14 protein-coding genes are annotated in these 16,984 nt (G+C 63.3%); 13 read left to right on the forward strand and 1 reads right to left on the reverse strand.

The features are described from left to right. Positions 1-86 precede the first annotated feature (86 nt). Complete coding sequence (gene mltB / locus ACE04A_RS02965; RefSeq protein WP_448718504.1) at positions 87-1,241, reverse strand: lytic murein transglycosylase B; 1,155 nt, start codon at positions 1,239-1,241, stop codon at positions 87-89. 10 nt (positions 1,242-1,251) lie between these two features. Here mltB and ACE04A_RS02970 point away from each other — a divergent pair, with 10 nt between their 5' ends. The 13 genes from ACE04A_RS02970 (at position 1,252) to ACE04A_RS03030 (ending at position 16,978) form a co-directional block, all read left to right on the forward strand. Continuing rightward, positions 1,252-2,175, forward strand: a complete 924-nt coding sequence (locus ACE04A_RS02970) for a histone deacetylase family protein (protein WP_259251755.1) — start codon at positions 1,252-1,254, stop codon at positions 2,173-2,175. A gap of 70 nt (positions 2,176-2,245) precedes the next feature. Then, positions 2,246-2,995: an electron transfer flavoprotein subunit beta/FixA family protein gene (locus ACE04A_RS02975; protein WP_054423710.1), complete on the forward strand. Its 750-nt coding sequence runs from the start codon at positions 2,246-2,248 to the stop codon at positions 2,993-2,995. Next, entirely contained in the window at positions 2,995-3,924 is a 930-nt protein-coding gene (locus ACE04A_RS02980; protein ID WP_485819851.1) for an electron transfer flavoprotein subunit alpha/FixB family protein, read from the forward strand. The genes ACE04A_RS02975 and ACE04A_RS02980 overlap by 1 nt, the downstream gene beginning before the upstream one ends. 197 nt (positions 3,925-4,121) lie before the next feature. Beyond that, entirely contained in the window at positions 4,122-5,813 is a 1,692-nt protein-coding gene (aspT, locus tag ACE04A_RS02985; RefSeq protein WP_259251754.1) for an aspartate-alanine antiporter, read from the forward strand. A gap of 25 nt (positions 5,814-5,838) precedes the next feature. Beyond that, positions 5,839-7,665, forward strand: a complete 1,827-nt coding sequence (locus tag ACE04A_RS02990; RefSeq protein WP_448718503.1) for a bifunctional aspartate transaminase/aspartate 4-decarboxylase — start codon at positions 5,839-5,841, stop codon at positions 7,663-7,665. 26 nt (positions 7,666-7,691) lie between these two features. Next, positions 7,692-9,392, forward strand: coding sequence for an aspartate-alanine antiporter (aspT, locus tag ACE04A_RS02995; RefSeq protein WP_448718502.1), 1,701 nt, complete (start codon positions 7,692-7,694; stop codon positions 9,390-9,392). A 72-nt stretch (positions 9,393-9,464) separates the two neighbouring features. Further along, the gene (locus ACE04A_RS03000; protein WP_485819852.1) at positions 9,465-11,291 is read left to right on the forward strand and encodes an acyl-CoA dehydrogenase; all 1,827 of its coding nucleotides are present in this window, start codon (positions 9,465-9,467) and stop codon (positions 11,289-11,291) included. A gap of 151 nt (positions 11,292-11,442) precedes the next feature. Continuing rightward, the gene (locus ACE04A_RS03005; RefSeq protein ID WP_100857180.1) at positions 11,443-12,084 is read left to right on the forward strand and encodes a peroxiredoxin; all 642 of its coding nucleotides are present in this window, start codon (positions 11,443-11,445) and stop codon (positions 12,082-12,084) included. A 216-nt stretch (positions 12,085-12,300) separates the two neighbouring features. Next, positions 12,301-13,329: a sulfate ABC transporter substrate-binding protein gene (locus ACE04A_RS03010; RefSeq protein WP_404976435.1), complete on the forward strand. Its 1,029-nt coding sequence runs from the start codon at positions 12,301-12,303 to the stop codon at positions 13,327-13,329. A 24-nt stretch (positions 13,330-13,353) separates the two neighbouring features. Then, positions 13,354-14,244: a sulfate ABC transporter permease subunit CysT gene (cysT, locus tag ACE04A_RS03015; RefSeq protein ID WP_279996676.1), complete on the forward strand. Its 891-nt coding sequence runs from the start codon at positions 13,354-13,356 to the stop codon at positions 14,242-14,244. After that, positions 14,241-15,143: a sulfate ABC transporter permease subunit CysW gene (gene cysW, locus ACE04A_RS03020; RefSeq protein WP_279996677.1), complete on the forward strand. Its 903-nt coding sequence runs from the start codon at positions 14,241-14,243 to the stop codon at positions 15,141-15,143. The genes cysT and cysW overlap by 4 nt, the downstream gene beginning before the upstream one ends. A gap of 27 nt (positions 15,144-15,170) precedes the next feature. Beyond that, positions 15,171-16,235, forward strand: a complete 1,065-nt coding sequence (locus ACE04A_RS03025) for a sulfate/molybdate ABC transporter ATP-binding protein (protein WP_391441271.1) — start codon at positions 15,171-15,173, stop codon at positions 16,233-16,235. Further along, the gene (locus ACE04A_RS03030) at positions 16,232-16,978 is read left to right on the forward strand and encodes a phosphoadenylyl-sulfate reductase (RefSeq protein ID WP_448718499.1); all 747 of its coding nucleotides are present in this window, start codon (positions 16,232-16,234) and stop codon (positions 16,976-16,978) included. The genes ACE04A_RS03025 and ACE04A_RS03030 overlap by 4 nt, the downstream gene beginning before the upstream one ends. Positions 16,979-16,984 lie beyond the last annotated feature (6 nt).

Below are 16,984 nucleotides of genomic sequence, written 5' to 3' on the forward strand. Positions count from 1 at the left end.
TTGTCCCGGGGCGCCTGCCCACAACAAGATCGCCCCGTCATGAACGGGGCGATTTTTTTCAGGCAGGGATATCAGCGGGTGGCTGATCAGCGAGCGACCCGCGCTTCGATCTCGTAGGCCAGATCCGCCACCGAGGTCGCGTAGAAATAGCTGCGGTTGTACTTGGTCAAGGCGAAGAAGTTGGGCGTGCCGACGCGGTATTGCGCCGTGCCCCGCGCTTCCTCGACCAGGTCCACAACGCCCAAGGGCTGGGTGCTCCAGCCTGCGCTGGATGCGCCTGGCTGCAAGCGCGCGCCGGCCGCAGAAAGCGTGCTCCAGCTTTGCTTGGGTTCCAGCCCGCCGTCGACCAGCGGGGTGGGATCGGCCGGCAGCACCACCGGCGCGAACACCGGCAGACCGCGCTGCCAGCCGTGCTGGGCCAGGAAGCTGCCCACCGACATGATGGCGTCTTGCGTGTTGCTCGTCAGGTTGATATGGCCATTGTCATCGCCGTCCACCGCGTAATGCATGATGCTGGTCGGCATGAACTGCGGCATGCCGATAGCGCCCGCATACGAGCCTTGCGTTTCAAGTTCCAGCTTGTCTTTCATGACCAGCGTCAGGAAGTCCGCCAGTTGGCCCCGGAACATCGTGGCGCGCTCGGGTTTGTTGGGGTCGGGGTAATCGAATGCCAGCGTGGCCAGCGCATCCAATACCCGGAAATTGCCCATGTTGCGGCCGTATAGCGTTTCAACGCCGATGATGGACGCAATGATCGGCGCCGGCACGCCGAAGCGCTGGGCCGCCTGGTTGAGCAGGTCGCGGTTTTCGTTATAGAAGTCCACGCCCCAGCCGATACGTTTGGGTTCGACGAAGCGCGACCGGTAGGTCAGCCAACTACGCCAGATTTTCTTGCCCGGTGGTGACGGTGCGATCAAGCGCGACACCGTGGCGTTGTAGCGCGAGCTCTCAAGCGCCTTGACCATCGGGTCCAGCGGCAGTTGGCGCTCGGCCGCCAGTTCTTCGACAAAGCTGCGCACTTCCGGGCGCAGCGCGCCGGTGGCGGTCAGCGTGGCGGGCGCGTCATCCGGCAGTTCGGAGGCTGGTGTCGGCGCGGTGGGTCCGATGCGGATGGCGCTGTTGGCGGAGGCGGCCGTGGGTTGGGCCGAAAGCGAATTTGGAGCGGAGGGAGCGGTGGTGGAGCAGCCCGCCAGCAGGGCGGAAAGCGTTCCGAGTTGCAGTAATCGCCGACAGATGAACATAATCTTCCTTATGGAGACCATGTATCTTACCCACCCGACATGCCGCTTGCATGAAATGGGCAGTTGGCACCCCGAAAGCCCGCAGAGGCTGGACGCCATTTCCGACCAGTTGCTGGCCAGCGGCTTGATGCCTTATCTGGACGATCGGCAGGCGCCCCAGGCGTCGCGCCACGACCTTCTGCGCGTGCACACCGTCCAGTATCTGGACAGTTTGCGCGAACATACGCCGGACCAAGGGTATTACCCAATCGATCCGGACACGCTGATGAATCCCCACACCTATGAAGCCGCCCTGTATGCAGCGGGCGCGGGTGTGGCGGCGGTTGACGCGGTGATCGGCGGCGAGGCCCGCACGGCGTTCTGCGCCGTGCGTCCGCCCGGCCACCATGCTTGCCGGTCCCAGGCCATGGGGTTCTGCTTCTTGAACAACGTGGCGATCGCGGCGCGCCATGCGCTGGACTTCCACGGCCTGTCGCGCGTGGCCATCGTTGATTTCGATGTGCACCACGGCAACGGCACCGAAGACGTCTTCGCGGGCGACGAGCGGGTGCTGATGTGCAGTTTCTTCCAGCATCCGCTCTTTCCCAACAGCGGTACCGAGCAGCCGGCGGCCAATATGGTGAACGTGCCGGTGGCCGCCTACACGGTGGGGGCCGCGGTCAGGACGATCGTGACCGACACCTGGCTGCCCAAGCTTGAGGCCTACCGCCCGGAATTGATCCTGGTGTCGGCGGGATTTGACGCCCACCGCGAGGACGATATGGGCCAGATGGGGCTGGTGGAAGCCGACTACGCCTGGATCACCGAGCAGCTCGTGGAGGTGGCCGAACGGCATAGTCAGGGCCGGATCGTCAGCACGCTTGAAGGTGGTTACAACTTATCTGCCCTAGGGCGCAGCGTGGTTGCGCATATACGAGCGCTGGCGAAGCTGTAGAATCAGGAAAAAATTGTGCAATGCGATCCCGGCGCATGCCGGGTATTTATTTCCATTTGGAGGCAGCGGGATGAAGGTGTTGGTACCTGTCAAGCGCGTCGTTGACTACAACGTCAAGGTGCGCGTCAAGTCGGATCAGACTGGCGTGGATATCGCCAATGTGAAGATGTCCATGAACCCCTTTGACGAAATCGCCGTCGAAGAAGCGACCCGGCTCAAAGAGAAGGGTGCCGTCGCTGAAGTCGTGGCGGTTTCTTGCGGCGTTGCGCAATGCCAGGAGACGCTGCGCACTGCCATGGCCATTGGCGCCGATCGCGGCGTGCTGGTGCAGACGGACGCTGAACTGCAGCCGCTGGCCGTGGCCAAGCTGTTGAAGGCCTTGGTCGACAAAGAGCAGCCGCAACTGGTGATCTTGGGCAAGCAAGCCATCGACGACGACGCCAATCAAACCGGCCAGATGCTGGCCGCGCTGCTGGACTGGCCGCAAGCCACGTTCGCCAGCAAGGTTGAACTGGCCGACGGCAAAGTCACGGTCACTCGCGAAGTGGACGGCGGCCTGGAAACGTTGACGCTGACGTTGCCGGCTATCGTCACCACCGACTTGCGCCTGAACGAGCCGCGTTACGTCACGCTGCCGAACATCATGAAGGCCAAGAAAAAGCAGTTGGACACCGTCACGCCTGAAGAACTGGGTGTTGATGCCGCGCCGCGCCTGAAGACGCTGAAGGTCAGCGAGCCGCCCGCCCGCAAGGCCGGCATCAAGGTGGCCGACGTTGCGGCCCTGGTGGACAAACTCAAGAACGAAGCGAAGGTGGTCTGATGACGACGCTGGTTATTGCCGAACACGATAACGCCCAGTTGAAGGGCGCAACCCTGAACGCCGGCGCCGCCGCCGCCAAGATCGGAGGCGACGTGCACGTGCTGGTCGCCGGCGCCAACGCGCGCGCCGTGGCTGACCAAGCCGCTGCCGCTGCCGGTGTCGCCAAGGTCCTCTTGGCCGACGCGCCGCAACTGGCCGACGGCCTGGCTGAAAACGTTGCTGCCCAGGTGCTGGCCGTGGCGTCGAACTACAGCCACATCCTGTTCCCGGCCACTGCGTCGGGCAAGAACGTGGCGCCGCGAGTGGCGGCCAAGCTCGACGTGGCGCAGATTTCGGACATCATCGGCGTGGAATCCGCCGATACGTTCCAGCGCCCCATCTACGCGGGCAACGCCATTGCCACCGTGCAATCGGCCGACGCCGTCAAGGTCATCACCGTGCGTACGACGGGCTTTGACGCCGTTGCCGCGCAAGGTGGCTCGGCCGCCGTGGAAGAGATCGCCGCTGTTGCCGATTCGGGCAAGTCCACGTTCGTGGGCCGCGAAGTGGCCAAGAGCGACCGCCCCGAACTGGCCGGCGCTCGCGTCGTGGTCTCGGGTGGCCGTGGCTTGGGCAGCGCTGAAAACTTCAAGATCCTGGACCCGCTGGCCGACAAGCTGGGCGCCGCATTGGGCGCTTCGCGCGCCGCGGTCGACGCCGGCTATGCCCCGAACGACTGGCAGGTTGGCCAGACCGGCAAGATCGTTGCGCCGCAGTTGTACGTGGCCGTCGGTATCTCGGGCGCCATCCAGCATTTGGCCGGCATGAAGGACTCGAAGGTCATCGTGGCCATCAACAAAGACCCCGAAGCGCCGATTTTTGGCGTGGCGGATTATGGCTTGGTGGGCGACCTGTTCCAGGTCGTGCCGGAACTGACCGGCGCGCTGTAACGCACAGCAGCTCCACTGGTATGAAAGCCCCGCGGACGCAAGTCCGCGGGGTTTTTTTTGGTCTGCAATCTTCTTCGACTATTTGATATGCCTGTAGTATTTCTTTTGATTTTCTGAAAGATTCTGATAATGTGCTTCGCGCGCAGCAGGATTTTTCGCGCACGTGCTCGGCCTGTACAGAACGAAGGAGATTCGGGATGGAATGGTTTTTTGAGACATTGCGGAAGTATCCAGAATTGGCGGTTTTCCTTACCCTGGGCTTGGGGTATTGGATTGGAGCCAAGAAAATCTTCGGGTTTAATCTGGGCGCGGTAACGGGGACTTTGCTGGTAGGCGTGCTGGTCGGCCAACTGGATATCACGATCGCCCCGATTCTCAAGCAGGTGTTCTTCCTGCTTTTCCTCTTCGGTCTAGGCTACGGCGTCGGCCCTCAATTTTTCCGCGGCATGAAAAGCGATGGCCTTCCCCAGGTCATTTTCGCGGTCATCATTTGCGTCATCTGCTTGCTGGTCACCTGGGCCACGGCGGTGGGTTTCGGCTTTGATGCCGGTACCGGCGCCGGGCTGCTGGCTGGTGCTCAAACCATTTCCGCCGTGATGGGCGTGGCAACGGACACGATCAACGGGCTGGGCGTGGACGCGGCGACCAAGAAGCAGTGGATCGACAGCATTCCCGTGGCCTACGCCGTTTGCTACATCTTCGGCACCGTCGGCAGCGCGTGGTTGCTGGCCTCGCTGGGCCCGAAGCTGATGCGCGTGGACATCGTCAAAGAGTGCAAGGAATACGAAGCCCAGATGTCTGGTGGCGGCGATTCCATGGAACTGTCGGGCTATCGCAAATTCACGGCGCGCGCCTACAAGCTGGACCACACCGAACTGGTGGGCAAGACGGTCGCCGACCTGGAGGCGCGCTTTGTCGATGCGCGCGTCTTTGTCGAACGCATCCGTCGCGGCGATCAAATCATCGACAACGATTCAAGCACCGTGCTGCAGGCGGGTGATGTGCTGGGCGTGACGGGCCGCCATGACGCGCTGGTTTTGCAGGCCGGCGCCATCATCGGCAACGAAGTCGAAGACCGGGACGTGATCAACCTGCCTGCCGAGATTGTCGAGGTGGTGCTGACCAACAAGAACGTGGCCGGCAAGACCCTCAAGGAACTGGCGGAAAACGAGACCGTGCGTCAGCTTGGCCGTGGCGTATTCCTGCGCAAGGTTGTGCGTGGCGGCCACGAGATGCCGGTCAATTGGGGCCTGAAGCTGGACCGGGGCGATCGCCTCTTCGTATTGGGTGCGAAACGCGACGTTGAGCGGGTCGTGGGCAAGCTGGGCTATGTGGACCGGGCAACCGAGCAGACCGACATGGTCTTCGTGGGCTTCGGCATTTTGCTGGGCGGGCTTTTTGGTTCGCTGGTGCTGACGGTCAGCGGTATTCCCATCACCTTGTCGACCTCTGGCGGGGCGCTGATTTCGGGCTTGATCTTCGGCTACCTGCGGTCGGTGCATCCAACTTTTGGCCGGGTGCCGGAACCTGTGCATTGGTTCCTGACATCAGTCGGGCTGACGGCGTTCGTGGCCGTGGTCGGCATTACATCGGGGCCAGGCTTCGTGCAGGGTTTCCAGCAATTGGGCGCCAAGCTTTTTGTGGCCGGCATTATCGCCACCAGCGTGCCGATGATTTTGGGCGTGTTCATCGCCCGCTATGTCTTCAAATTCCATCCCGCCATCGTGCTGGGCGTATGCGCCGGCGCCCGCACTACGACGGCGGCAATCGGACAAATCACGGAAACGGCGAAGAGCCAGGTGCCCGCCCTGGGCTACACGGTTCCTTATGCGATCGGCAATACCCTGCTCATTATCTGGGGCATTGTCATTGTCATGCTCATGACCTAGCGTTCCAAACCAGGAGTACTGAATAATGGCTACCACCTCGCCTCTTACCGTCAGTTTGGCCTCGGCTTTGAAAACGACCCGTTCGCGCCAGCGCGACCTGGAACAGTTGTCTCCGTTTGAATTGAAGGATTATCTGATTACGCTGGCCAAGGAAAACCAGCACACGGCTGCCTTGACCATGTTGAACGCCGGACGTGGCAATCCGAATTGGATCGCGACCGAACCGCGTGACGCGTTTTTCCTGATGGGCCAATTCGCCATGAAGGAAGCGCGCCGCGTGCGCGATGACGCCATTTTGGCTGGCATGCCGGCCAAGAAGGGCTGCGCCGACCGGTTGCGTAAATTCCTGTCCAAGCACAAGGGCGAGGACGGCTACGACTTCCTGATGGGCGTGCTTGAGTACGGCGTGAAGATCAAGAGCTTTGACCCCGACGAGTGGATCCACGAGCTCACTGACAGCATCATCGGCGACAACTATCCCGTGCCGCCGCGCGCGCTGGTGCACATTGAACAGATCGTGCATGACTACCTGATCAAAGAAATGTGCGACGGTCGCCCCCCGAAGGGCAAGTTCGACCTGTTCCCGGTCGAAGGCGGCACCGCCGCCATGTGCTACATCTTTGATTCGCTGATGCAGAACGGCTTGTTGAAGCAGGGCGACACCATCGCGCTGTTCCTGCCGACGTTCACGCCCTATATCGAGATCGCGCACCTTGAGCGCTTCCAGTTCAAGATTGTCGCCATCAACGCCAGCAGCATGCGCGCCGACGGCACGCATGACTGGCACTACCCCGCTTCTGAAATCGCCAAGCTGGAAAATCCGAAGATCAAGCTTGCCGTGACGGTGAACCCGAGCAACCCGCCATCGGTGGCGTTCAACGCGGTCGAGATGAAGCAGATCGTGCGCTTGATCCGCAAGAATCCGGACCTGGTGCTGGTGACCGACGACGTGTACGGCACCTTTGTGCCGAACTTCCGCTCGCTGATGGCCGAGGTGCCGCACAACACCATCTGCGTGTATTCCTTCTCGAAGAACTTCGGCTGCACGGGTTGGCGTCTGGGCGTGATCGCCACGCACGAGAAGAACACCATGGACCGGCGTATTGCCGAGTTGCCCGCGGCCTGGAAGCAGCGGCTGAACAAGCGCTACGGCGCCATGACGATGGAGCCCGAAAAGCTGAAGTTCATTGACCGCATGGTGGCCGACAGCCGCAATGTGGCGCTGAACCACACGGCCGGCCTGTCGCTGCCGCAACAGGTGCAAATGGGGTTCTTCGCGCTGTCGCACCTGCTGGATCTGAAGGACTCCTACAAGCATCTGACCATGGAAATCGTGCGGGCCCGCCGCGACGCGCTGTGGAGTGGGCTGGGCATACCGCTGCCGCCGGAAGACCCCGCGCGCGCCTGGTATTACGTGGAACTGGACTTCATGGTGTGGGCCAAGGTCATGTATGGCGACGCCTTCTGCAAGTACATGACCTCGAACTACGAGCCGGTGGACTTCCTGTTCCGCTTGGCTGAAAAAACCGGCGTGGTCCTGATGGACGGCGGTGGGTTCGGTGGGCCGCCGTGGTCGATCCGTATCTCGCTGGCCAATCTGGACGACGCGGATTACGCCAAGATCGGCAAGTACATGGTCGAGTCCGCGACTGAGTACGTCGAGGCATGGAAGGCATCCGAGCTGGTGCGTTCGGGTCCGACCGCCGGCAAGGGCCAGACGTTGAAGGCCGGCGCCGCCAAGCGCGTGGCCAAGAAGGCCGCGAAGAAGGTGGCCAAGACGGCGGTGAAGAAAGCGGTGAAGCAGGCGGACACGGCCGCCAAATCCGCCAAGAAGGCCACAACCCGCAAGTAGGCAACCACCACAGGCGACATGATCTTATGACATGCTCAGTCGGGTTTTTCAACAGCGTTCCCATCGCGGTGTTGTTCGTGACGGTGGGCTTGGGATACCTGATCGGCAAGTTGAAGGGCGGGCCGATTCAGTTGGGCGGCGTGTGCGGCACGCTCATCGTCGCCCTGCTGATCGGCCAGACGGGTTGCCAGATGCGCGGCGACCTGAAAGAGGTTGCTTTCGCGCTGTTCATTTTTGCCATGGGCTACTCAGGCGGCCCGCAGTTCTTCGCCAACCTGAACCGCTCCAGCCTGCGCTACATCGCCTTGCCGATCATCGAGGCGCTGCTGGTGCTGAGCATCGTGCTGGCGGCGGTGCCGCTGTTTGGCCTGGACGCCGGCACGGCGGCGGGCCTGGCCGCGGGGGCGGCGACTGAATCGGCGGTAGTGGGTACGGCTGCCGAGGCGCTCAAGCACCTGGGCCTGCCGGATGCCGAAGTGCAGCGCATGGAGGCCAACATCGCCACGGCCTACACGCTGACCTATCTGGTGGGCCTGATCAGCATCGTGTTCTTCACCAGCCAGGTGGCGCCCGCGCTGCTGCGCATCAACTTGCGCGAGGCGTCCAAAGCCTTGGAAGCCAAGCTGGGCGTGGCCTCGGGCGATGACGAGGACGTGAACCTGCCTACCTTGCCGCGCCTGGTGGGGCGCGCGCATGTCGTCAAGGATGCGGACGGCATGAAGGTGGGCGATGTCGAGGCGCAGTTGGGCGGGCGCACGGTGATCAGCCGCATCTTGCGCAACGGCGAGGCCGTAAACGCCACGCCCGAAGATACCTTGGTCACCGGTGACGTAGTGGTGGTGCTGGGCTTGCGACGCTTCGCGCTGCGCGCGGGCACGGTCGTCGGGCCTGAAATCCTGCTGCCCGAGGCGCATGCGGAAGACCTTCAAATGAGCGAGCTGGCCGTTATCGTCAATAAAAAGGCGATCAACGGCACCACGATGGGTGAACTGGCCAAACGGCCGGGAGCCCGGCGCGCGCGGGGCGTCTTCGTGCAATCAATCATGCGGTCGGGCCATTTGTTGCCGCTGACGCCGGCCACCGTTGTGCAGTATGGCGACCTGGTGACGCTGGTGGGCACCGAACCCGAACTGTCGGAAGCCGGCGCCGCGCTGGGCAATGAACTGCGCCGCAGCGGCATTACCGACCTGGTGTTCCTGGCCTTTGGCATTCTTGCCGGCCTGATGATCGGCAGCCTGAGCGCGCGCATGTGGGGTATTCCGGTGTCGCTGGGTAGCGGTGGCGGGGCGCTGGTCAGCGGGCTGGTCTGCGGATGGATCAACGCCAAGCGCCCGTCTATTGGCCATATGCCGGATCATGCCGTGCAACTGCTGAAAGACCTTGGGCTGGCGGTTTTTGTGGCGTGCGTAGGCTTGTCGGCGGGGCCCGAGGCGGTATCGCTCATTCGTGAGCATGGCGCCGTGCTGCCCGTGATCGGCTTGCTGGTGTCGCTGGGCCCCGCCTGCCTGTCGCTGTGGGTGGGCCACAAGATACTGAAGATCGAAGGCCCCTTGCTGGTGGGGGCCATCGCCGGCCAGCACGTCAGTACGCCCGCCATCAGCGCCATCCTGAATGCCAGCGGCAGCTCCGTGCCGCTCTTGGGCTACACGGTGACCTACGCCATCGCCAACGTGCTGTTGCCCGTGCTGGGACCGATCATTGTGTCCTTGGCGTACCATCTGAGTTAAGACGCGAATTCAAAAAACGCAGTAGACGCGAGGCGCCCGGCGCCTCGCTGTCGTTTTGCACCCGGAGACACCATGCCCTATGTAACCCCGCTACAGGATTTCCGCTTCACGCTGAAAGAACTGGCCGGCCTGGACGACATCCTTAAATTACCCGGCTTTGACGACGTGACGCCGGACCTCGTCGACGCCATCCTGGAAGAAAACGGCCGCTTTGTTGAGCAGGCGGTGGCGCCGTTGAACGTGCCCGGCGACACGCATCCGCCCGTCTGGAACGATGGGCAGGTCACCACCACACCTGGCTATGCCCAAGGCTTCAAGGACTACGCCGCGGGCGGCTGGCAGGGCTTGCAGCACCCGCAGGCCTGGGGCGGGCAGGGCTTGCCCAAGCTGGTTGCGGCCGCGCCGGCCGAGAACATCCAGGCCGCCAGCCTGGCGTTTTCCTTGTGCCCGATGCTGACCGATGGGGTCATCGAAGCGGTGTTGACCGTGGGCTCTGACGCGCAGCGCAAGGAATACGTGCCCAACCTGATCGCGGGCAAGTGGACTGGCACCATGAACCTGACCGAGCCGCAGGCGGGCTCCGATCTGGCCCAGGTCGCCACGCGCGCGGTGCGCCAGGATGACGGCAGCTTCCGCCTGTTCGGGCAAAAGATCTTCATCACCTTCGGTGAGCACGACCTGGCGGAAAACATCATCCACCTGGTGCTGGCCCGCACGCCGGACGCGCCGGCGGGTGTGAAGGGCATTTCGCTGTTCATCGTGCCCAAGTTCCTGGTCGAAGCGGACGGCAGCCTGGGCAAGCGCAACGACGTCTGGTGCGCGTCGTTGGAACACAAGCTGGGCATCCATGGCAGCCCGACGGCGGTGTTGCTGTACGGCTCGGGCAAGGGTGACGTCGGCGAGGGCGCGGTGGGCTATCAGGGCGGCGAACTGAACCGTGGCCTTGAGTACATGTTCATCATGATGAATGCCGCGCGTTTTTCGGTGGGCCAGCAGGGCATTGGCGTGTCTGAACGTGCGTACCAGCATGCGCTGGCGTACGCGCGCGAGCGTGTGCAGGGGCGTGCGGTGGAAGGGTCCGCCGCGCCGGTTGCCATCGTGCGCCATCCCGATGTGCAACGCATGCTGCTGACCATGAAGGCCTTGACGGAGGCGGCCCGCGCCGTGTCGTACGTGACGGCCGCGGCGCACGACAAGGGTACGCATCACCCCGACCCTGAACAGCGCTCGCGCAACCGCGCGTTCTACGAGTACATGGTGCCCATCGTGAAGGGCTACTCGACCGAGACCGCGGTAGAGGTTGCGTCGCTGGGTATCCAGGTGCATGGCGGCATGGGCTTCATTGAGGAAACCGGTGCGGCGCAGTTTTACCGGGATGCGCGCATCCTGCCCATTTACGAGGGCACCACCGCCATCCAGGCCAACGACCTGGTCGGCCGCAAGACACAACGCGACGGCGGCGCTACTGCCTACGCGGCCATTGCCGCCATGCGCGAGACGCTGCGCGCGGTCGAGGCCGAGTCGGGACGCGCCGCCGCGCCCGAGCGCGACGCGCTGCGCCTGTTGCGCGACAACCTGGATGGCGCCATCCAGGCCTACGAGGCGGGCGTGGGCTTCATTCTTGAGCAGTCGGCCGCGAACGTCCGCGCGGTGTTTTCCAGCAGCGTGCCGTACCTGATGCTGGCCGGTGTGGTGCACGGTGGATGGCAGATGGCGCGCGCCGTGCTGGCGTGCCGTCGGCATCTTGCAGCGGGGTCGTCGGACCCGTTCCATAAGTCGAAGATCGCGACAGGATTGTTCTACGCCGCGCACATCCTGCCGCGCGCGCTGGCCTTGTCCGCCGCGGTGCGAGCCGGGGTGGTGGCGGACGCCTGCGGGGCGGACGCGAATATTGCATAAGGTTATATGGCTTGCGTATTTCGTCGGTCAAAGGTTTGATGGAAGAATCGTTTCTGACGCGCTAAGCTGAACATTCAAGCACCATTCTGAGCGGCCCTTCGACGCCGGGCGGCCAGATCCCTCCCCACTCAATCCGCATACAGGAGACACCATGAGTCATCTACGTCTGGGCGACACCGCCCCTGATTTTGAACAGGATTCCTCGGCCGGTCCCATCCGCTTTCACGAGTATCTGGGCAATAGCTGGGGGGTGCTCTTTTCGCATCCGGCCGACTTCACCCCGGTGTGCACCACAGAACTGGGCTACACGGCCAAGCTTGCCGATGAATTCGCCAAGCGCAACGTGAAGGTGCTGGCGCTGTCGGTTGACGGCACGGATTCCCATTCCAAGTGGATCGAAGACATCAACGACACGCAGTCCACCCAGGTCAACTTTCCCATCCTGGCCGACAAGGACCGTAAAGTCTCCGAGCTCTACGACATGATCCACCCGAACGCCAACGCCACCCTGACGGTGCGTTCCGTGTTCATCGTGGACCCGAACAAGAAGGTGCGCTTGATCATCACGTACCCGGCCAGCACGGGCCGCAACTTCAATGAGATCCTGCGCGTCATTGATTCGCTGCAACTGACCGACAGCCACAGCGTGGCCACGCCGGTCAACTGGGAAGATGGCGACGATGTGATCATCGTCCCGTCCCTGCAGGACGAAGCGGTCATCAAAGAGAAGTTCCCCAAAGGCTACAAGGCCGTGCGTCCGTACCTGCGCGTTACGCCGCAACCGAATAAGTAAATTCGAATTCCGGGGGGTAGCCCCCGCGCTCCGCTGGCGGTTTTCCGCCGCCCGAACCGCCGCCTTTCCCATAGGGAAACGCGGCGGTTTTTTCTGGGTTGGGACGGCGGTCCTATATGCCTGCGAGCGATGAGCAATCAAATAATGATTCGTTCCGTTCAGGATGCCCAACACGCACACTTGCTTCCATATTGCCAAACACAGGGAGCAGGACATATGGCGTTCGGGAAAGCGAATTGGTTGGCCGCGCTGGCGGTGGCGGCGGTTTCTCTGACGGCCATGGCACCGGCTCAGGCACAGCAAAAGCAAACGTTGTTGAACGTGTCTTACGACCCCACGCGCGAGCTCTATCGCGCCATCGATGACGCCTTCATCAAGCAGTACAAGGACAAGGCCAATGTGGACCTGACCATCCGCCAGTCGCACGGCGGTTCGGGCCGCCAGGCGCGTTCGGTCATCGACGGGCTGGAAGCCGATGTGGTGACGCTGGCGCTGGCTTATGACATTGACGCCATCGCCGACCGCGGCTTGCTTCCCGAGAACTGGCAGTCGCGCCTGCCGCAGAACAGCTCGCCCTATACCTCGACCATCGTTTTCCTGGTGCGCAAGGGCAACCCCAAAGGCATCAAGGACTGGGACGACCTGATCAAGGACGGTGTGCAGGTCATCACCCCCAACCCGAAGACCTCGGGCGGCGCGCGCTGGAACTACCTGGCCGCGTGGGCTTACGCGCTGGAAAAGAATGGCGGCAGCGAAGACAAGGCGCGTGCCTACGTTGGTGATCTGCTCAAGCACGTACCGGTGCTGGACACCGGCGCACGCGGCGCCACGACCACCTTCGTGGAACGCGGTGTGGGCGACGTGCTGCTGGCCTGGGAAAACGAAGCCTTCCTGGCGCTTGAAGAACTGGGTCCGGACAAGTTCGACATCGTGGTGCCGTCGCTGTCCATCCTGGCTGAACCACCGGTGGCCGTGGTCGACAAGATCGTGGACAAGAAGGGCACGCGGGCCGCTGCCCAGGCCTATCTGGAATTCCTGTACACCCCGGCCGCGCAAGAGATCATCGCCAAGAATTACTACCGGCCCATCGACAAGACGGTTGCCGCCAAGTACGAAAGCAAGTTTCCCAAGGTCAAGCTCGTCACCATCGACGACAAGATCTTCGGCGGCTGGCGCAAGGCGCAGAAGGACCATTTCAGCGATGGCGGCACCTTCGACCAGATCTATCTGCCGCAGAAGAAATAACGACAAGGTTCTGGAACGACGGCCATGACGACAGCCTCCAATCCGACGGCAAGCGGCGCGCAAGCGCTGTTTGCCGGACGGCGCAACAGCCCGGGCGTGCTGCCCGGATTCGGTATATCCATGGGGTACGCGGTGCTGTACCTGAGCGTGCTCGTGCTCATCCCCCTGGCCGCGCTGCCCATCAAAAGCGCCGAACTGGGATGGCAGGGCTTTTGGGATACCGTGACGGCGCCCCGGGTGATGGCCTCATATCAACTGACCTTTGGCGCGTCGTTGCTGGCGGCGCTGGTGAACCTGGTGTTCGGCTCGGTCGTGGCGTGGGTGCTGGTGCGCTACCGCTTTCCCGGCAAGAAGATTCTGGACGCGCTGGTGGATCTTCCCTTTGCGTTGCCGACGGCGGTGGCCGGCATCGCGCTGACCGCGCTGTATTCGCAAAAGGGTTGGCTGGGCGGGCCGCTGTCAGAGTGGTTTGGATGGAAGGTGGCGTTCACGCCGGTGGGCATCGTGATTGCGCTGATCTTCATCGGCGTGCCCTTCGTGGTGCGCACCGTGCAACCCGTGCTGGAAGACGTGGAACGCGAGATCGAAGAGGCCGCCGCCAGCCTCGGCGCCAGCCGCTGGCAGACCATACGCCGCGTGTTGTTGCCGACCATCCTGCCGGCCTTGCTGACGGGCTTTGCGCTGGCGTTCGCGCGTGCGATCGGCGAGTACGGGTCGGTGGTGTTCATTGCCGGCAACATGCCCATGGTGTCCGAGATCACGCCGCTGTTGATCATTTCCAAGCTTGAGCAGTTCGACTACGCGGGTGCTGCCGCCATCGCCACCGTGATGCTGGTGCTGTCCTTTGTGATGCTGCTGGTTATCAACCTGCTGCAAGGCTGGCAAGCCCGCCGCAACCTCGGGAGGCTGGCATGAGCGCAGCGGATCGTCCTGCCCATTTGACCGAACCGCGCTGGGTGCGCGGCATCCTGTTGTTCGTTGCGCTGTCGTTCCTGACGCTGTTCCTGCTGGTGCCGCTGGCGGCGGTATTTGCCGAGGCGTTCAAGAAGGGCTGGCAGCTTTACCTGGCTGCCATCGTCGAGCCCGATGCGTTATCTGCCATCCGGTTGACCTTGCTGGTGGCCGCGATTGCGCTGCCGGTGAACCTGGTGTTCGGCGTGGCCGCCGCGTGGGCCATCACCAAGTTTCAGTTTCGCGGCAAGCAGTTCCTGATCACGCTGATCGACCTGCCGTTTTCCGTATCACCCGTGGTGGCCGGGTTGGTCTTCATCCTGCTGTTCGGCACGCAAGGGTGGATGGGGGGCTGGTTGCAGGACCATGACTGGAAGATCGTCTATGCCGTGCCCGGCATCGTCCTGGCGACTTTGTTCGTGACCTTTCCCTTTGTTGCGCGCGAACTGATTCCATTGATGCAGGCGCAAGGCAGCGAAGAAGAGCAGGCCGCGTTGACGCTGGGCGCCAGCGGCTGGCAGATCTTCTGGCGGGTGACGCTGCCCAACATCAAGTGGGGGCTGCTGTACGGCGCCATCCTGTGCAATGCGCGCGCCATGGGCGAGTTTGGCGCGGTGTCGGTGGTGTCGGGGCAGATCCGTGGGCTGACCAACACCATGACCCTGCATGTCGAGATTCTCTACAACGAATACCAGTATTCCGCCGCGTTCGCCGTGGCGTCGTTGCTGGCCTTGCTGGCGCTGGTGACGCTGGTGGCGAAGAACGTGGTCGAGTGGCGCAACGCCCGGTTCCTGCGGGCCGCCGACCTGCCGGTCGAGTATCCCGGGCCGGCGACGGCAACCCTCAAGCCGGCCGCGGCGTAACGCGCGGCGGCTCAGACGGAGACAAGCATGAGTATCGAAGTTCGCAATCTATCCAAGCGGTTCGGGCAGTTCCGCGCGCTGAATGATGTGTCGCTGCATATTGAAACCGGCGAGCTGGTGGCGCTGCTGGGGCCCTCGGGCTGTGGCAAGACGACGCTGCTGCGCATCATCGCGGGCCTGGAAGCCCCCGATACCGGCAGCGTGCTGTTCGCGGGCGAAGACGCAACCGACGTTGATGTGCGCCGGCGTCAGGTGGGATTCGTGTTCCAGCACTACGCGCTGTTCAAGCATATGACGGTGTTCGAAAACGTGGCCTTTGGGCTGCGCGTGAAGCATCGGTCGCAGCGTCCTTCCGAAGACCAGATCCAGCGCAAGGTGCATGACCTGCTGACGCTGGTGCAACTGGACTGGCTGGCGGACCGCTATCCGGCGCAGTTGTCGGGCGGGCAGCGCCAGCGCATCGCCCTGGCGCGCGCGCTGGCCGTGGAGCCGCGCGTGCTGCTGTTGGACGAGCCCTTCGGCGCCCTGGACGCCAAGGTGCGCAAGGAGCTGCGCCGCTGGCTGCGGCGCCTGCATGACGAGCTGAACGTGGCTAGCGTGTTCGTGACGCATGACCAGGAAGAAGCGCTTGAAGTCGCCGACCGCGTGGTGCTGATGAACGCGGGCCGCATCGAGCAGGTAGGCACGCCGCGCGAGGTCTGGGAAGCACCGGCGACGCCGTTCGTGTACGGCTTTCTGGGCGATGTGAACCAACTGCAAGGCGTGGCCGCGCGCGGTATTTGGGAAGGGGCCGGGCTGTCGTTGCCCGCGCCCGACCTGGCCCAGGCCGAGGCGCGGCGCGCCACCGCGTACGTGCGTCCGCATGAGTTCGAGATCGAGCGCTATCGCGCGGGCGGCGAGGGCATTGCCGTGCGTCTGTCGCACGCTTATCTGGCAGGCCCCAGCGCCTATCTGGAACTGGCGCGCCAGGATTCCGACGCCATCATCGAAGCGGAAGTGCCCGAGCATCTGTACCGGCAGATGGATCTGCGCGATGGCGATACCTTGTTGGCGCGTCCCCGGCGCGCCCAGATTTTTGCGGTGCAAGCATGACGACTATTGCCGATCTTTCTTCCCACCTGGACGCGGCGCTGGCCGAACGCTGGAACACCTTGACCGACCGCTTGGCCGACGTCCAGCGGCGCTATCCCGACGCCGCGCTGGCCTCGTCGCTGGCGGCCGAAGACATGCTGTTGACGCACGCCATCTACGACTCGGGCCTGGACCTGGAAGTGTTCACGCTGGACACCGGCCGCCTTCACGCCGAAACGCTGGGCGTGCTGGACGCCGTGCGTGCGCGCTATGGGCGCGATGTCACGGTGTACCGGCCGGATGCGGCGGTGGTGGAGCAACACGTTGCGGCGCATGGCGCGTATGCGTTCTATGAAAGCGTCGACCTGCGCAAAGCCTGTTGCCAGATCCGCAAGGTCGAACCGCTCAAGCGCGCGCTGGCCGGACGCGGCGCCTGGATTACCGGGCAGCGCCGCCAGCAATCCACCACCCGTGGCGAATTGCCGCTGGAAGAGCAGGACCCGGTGTTCGGCCTCTACAAGTTCAACCCGCTGGCTGAATGGAGCGAGGACGAGGTCTGGGCCGTGATCCGCGCGCTGGGCGTGCCCTACAACCCCTTGCACGACCAGGGCTACCCGTCCATCGGGTGCGAGCCCTGTACGCGCGCCATCCGGCCGGGCGAGGACGTGCGCGCGGGGCGTTGGTGGTGGGAGTCGTCGGACTCCAAGGAATGCGGCCTGCATGCGGGCAACCGCGTCATCGGCATCGTGGCGCGCGGCGAGTGACGCCAT

It is taken from the genome of Achromobacter colocynthidis, from assembly GCF_057334535.1.